Below are 3,319 nucleotides of genomic sequence, written 5' to 3' on the forward strand. Positions count from 1 at the left end.
TGATGCGCAGGCTCGACTCGCAGCACAATGCGCACAACCAGGCCCTGGACACCGGCATGCCGACCATCGGTTCGGAAGAGTAACGCGCACCTCATGCATGACCCCAAAGGCCGCCGGCATCTCCGGCGGCCTTTGTTTTCGCGCTAGCATGTCTTCAGATGCCAAGACGACACCCGATGATCCCCAGAGTCCTGACCCACAGCACCGGCCCACGGGCCCTGACCCGCTCGCTGGCCTGGCTGCGCATGAGCGCCATCATCGGCCAGTGTGTTGCGGTGCTGGTGGTCGCGCTCGAACTGCACATGCCGATTGCCGTGCTGCCCCTGCTGCTCGGGGTATGTGCCCTGACGGTATTCGCGGTATTCGCCGCGTGGCGACTGCAGCATTCCTGGCCGCTCACCGAACTCGAATGCATCGGCCATATCCTGGTCGACACCCTGGTACTGGGTTACCTGCTGTACCTTACCGGCGGCGCCAGCAACCCCTTCATTACTCTGCTGCTGGTGCCGATCGCACTCAGCGCTGCGGCCCTTTCGACCACGGCCGTGCTTGCCGTAGCCGTGATCTGCGGCATGGCCTACCTGGTGTTGTTGCGATGGTCGGTACCGCTGCCGGAAATTCGTGAGTTCGGTTTCAACGATTTCCGGCTGCACGTAGCCGGGATGGCGGTGAATTTCGTGATCATGGCGATCCTGCTGGGGCTTTTCATCAATCGCCTCGCCAGCGCCCTGCGCGAGCAACAGGTCGAGGTGCGGCGGATCCGGGAACGGGCGCTGCGCAACGAGGGCATCCTGGCCATCGCCACCCAGGCGGCCAGTGCGGCGCACGAGATGAACACCCCGCTATCGACCATGCGTACGTTGCTACCGGAACTGCGCCATGACCACGCCGGTGATGCACAACTGGACGAGGACCTGGCCCTGCTGGAAGATCAGGTCGACCGCTGCCGCACCAGTCTTCGCGAGATGGTCAGTCTGGGCAAGGCACAGTTGTCGGACATTCCGGAAACAACCTCGTTGGGCGTGTTCGTCTACGGCTGTCTGGAGCGCTTCCGCCTGCTGCGACCGGAAGCGGATATCCAGCTCGACATGGACGCCGATCCCGAGCTCGTGCTCCGCCTGCAGCCGGGCCTGAACCATGCCCTGATCAATCTTCTCAACAATGCTGCCGACGCCTCGGCAACGCGCGAAAGCGAGCAAGTCTTCCTTGACGTCTCTGTCCAGGACTCCTGGCTGGAACTGGCGGTGCGCGATCACGGGCCGGGCATATCCGACCTCGATGCGCTTACCGGACTGGGCATCACGGGCAAGCAGTCAGGCCTGGGCCTGGGCCTGGCGCTGGCCGAGGCAACGGCGGAGCGCATGGACGGGGAACTGGTGGCAATCAACACCGAATACGGTGCTGAAATCCACTTGCGTCTACCACTCACCGGCGCCTGATATACCCTTTGCGCAGATCCATTTCACGTAAATGCATCCTATGTCCGTGAGTCCTCGGGTACACTGACCGACTTATGGATGCAGTCTCCAAGACGCTACTGATCGTTGACGACGACGCCACCTTCGCCCGCGTGCTGGGCCGGGCGCTCGGCTCGCGTGGCTTTACGGTCGAGACCGTAGGCGACGTCCAATCCGCACTGACCCAGGCACGGCGGATGCAGCCGAAATACTGCGTGCTGGACCTGAAACTCGGTGATAGCAATGGGCTGCAGCTGATTCCCCAGTTGCGCACAGTGGCGCCGCACATGCGGATCCTGTTGTTGACCGGTTATGCCTCGATCGCCACGGCCGTGGAAGCCATCAAGCGCGGCGCACACGATTATCTGTCCAAACCGGTGGATGCCGATGCAGTGGTCCGGGCCTTGATGGACAACGAGAACGATGCGGGCAACAGCGACAACGACGTGGAAACCCCCGACGCACCGCTGCCGCTGCGCCGGCTCGAATGGGAACATATCCAGCGCGTGCTGAACGAGTGCGACGGCAACATCTCCGAAACCGCACGCCGCCTGGGCATGCACCGGCGAACCCTGCAGCGCAAGCTGGCCAAACGACCGGTGCGCGAGCGTCCGGCTTCGCCGGACTGAACGCGACAACCCGGCTTCAGGCCTTGCTGCTGGCGCGGTCCAGCACCTGCATGTCCGAATCATCCAGATCCAGCTTGGCAGCGGCGACCAACTCGCCAAACTGCTTGAGGCTGGTCGCACTGGCGATCGGTGCGGTGATGCCGGGCCGGGCCATCAGCCAGGCCAGCGCCACCTGTACCGGACTGGCGTCATGGCGTGCGGCCACGTCGTCCAGCGCACGCAGCACGATCAACCCGTGCGCGTTCAAATACTTCTCCACCATGCCGCCGCGCGCACGCCCTTCCAGGTCCTCCGGATTGCGGTACTTGCCGCTCAGGAAACCGGCCGCCAGCGCGAAATAGCTGATCACACCCACCTCTTCGCGCAGCGCCAGGGGCTGCAGGTCGCGCTCGTATTCCTCGCGCTGCATCAGGCTGTATTCGGGCTGCATGCTCTCGTAGCGGGGCAGATCGTGGGCGGAGCTGACCTCGAGCGCCTCGCTGAACTGCTTCGCGCTGAAGTTGGACGCGCCGATCGCGCGCACCTTGCCTTCCTCGATCAGCCGCGCGAACGCGCCCAGCGTCTCGGCCTGCGGCACATCCGGATCAAATTCGTGCGCCTGGTACAGATCGATGGTCTCCACGCCCAGGCGTCGCAGCGAGTCCTCGGCCGCAGCGCGAATGGTGTCCGGCGCCAGGCCGCGGTGCGTGCTCCACTTGGCCACCTTGGTCGCGATGATCACATCGTCGCGCTTGCCGCTCTGGCGAAGCCATTTGCCGATCATGGTTTCCGATTCGCCGCCGGAATGGCCCTCGACCCATTGCGAATAGACATCAGCGGTGTCGATGAGATTGAACCCCGCCTCGACGAAGGCATCCAGCAGCGTGAACGAGGTGGACTGGTCCGCCGTCCAGCCGAACACGTTGCCGCCGAACGCCAGCGGCGCGACCTTTAGACCCGAACGACCCAGCTGTCGATAATTCATTGTCATGCCTCGCAAGTGTGTTTCATGACCAACCAGCGTGGAGGCCACCACAGCCGCGTGTCAAACCGACCCCGAATTCAATTCGCAGGCGTCCCGGCGGACTTCTCAGGCAGCAAGGGCTCCAGCGCGGCCCAGACATTGGCTAGCACCAAGGGCTCGCCGGCTGCGGTGGGATGCAGGCCATCCGCCTGCATCAGCCTGGGTTTCAGGGCTACACCCTTGAGCAGGAATGGCACCAATGCGGTGTGATATTCCGCGGCGAGATCCAC

At 63.7% G+C, this 3,319-nt stretch carries 3 protein-coding genes and 1 pseudogene; 2 read left to right on the forward strand and 2 right to left on the reverse strand.

The features are described 5' to 3' along the window. Positions 1-176 precede the first annotated feature (176 nt). Positions 177-1,439 carry an ATP-binding protein gene (locus PF446_RS08865; RefSeq protein ID WP_298071071.1) on the forward strand — a complete coding sequence of 421 codons (1,263 nt, stop codon included), beginning with the start codon at positions 177-179 and terminating at the stop codon, positions 1,437-1,439. A gap of 74 nt (positions 1,440-1,513) precedes the next feature. Then, complete coding sequence (locus tag PF446_RS08870; RefSeq protein WP_298071072.1) at positions 1,514-2,086, forward strand: response regulator transcription factor; 573 nt, start codon at positions 1,514-1,516, stop codon at positions 2,084-2,086. Between the two features lie 16 nt (positions 2,087-2,102). Here PF446_RS08870 and PF446_RS08875 read toward each other — a convergent pair whose 3' ends face one another. Beyond that, positions 2,103-3,050 (reverse strand): aldo/keto reductase, encoded by a 948-nt coding sequence (locus PF446_RS08875; RefSeq protein ID WP_298071073.1) that lies wholly within the window; start codon positions 3,048-3,050, stop codon positions 2,103-2,105. A 77-nt stretch (positions 3,051-3,127) separates the two neighbouring features. Next, positions 3,128-3,319 (reverse strand): annotated as a pseudogene (locus tag PF446_RS08880) (hypothetical protein); the annotation flags it as partial.

Source organism: Oleiagrimonas sp. (assembly GCF_027858935.1).
In the GTDB taxonomy this organism is placed as follows: domain Bacteria; phylum Pseudomonadota; class Gammaproteobacteria; order Xanthomonadales; family Rhodanobacteraceae; genus Oleiagrimonas.

Bases quoted from the DNA above. Each gene is read 5' to 3' on its own strand.
- PF446_RS08865 (WP_298071071.1), top strand. From the start codon at position 177: ATGATCCCCAGAGTCCTGACCCACAGCACCGGCCCACGGGCCCTGACC.
- PF446_RS08870 (WP_298071072.1), top strand. From the start codon at position 1,514: ATGGATGCAGTCTCCAAGACGCTACTGATCGTTGACGACGACGCCACC.
- PF446_RS08875 (WP_298071073.1), bottom strand. From the start codon at position 3,050: ATGAATTATCGACAGCTGGGTCGTTCGGGTCTAAAGGTCGCGCCGCTG.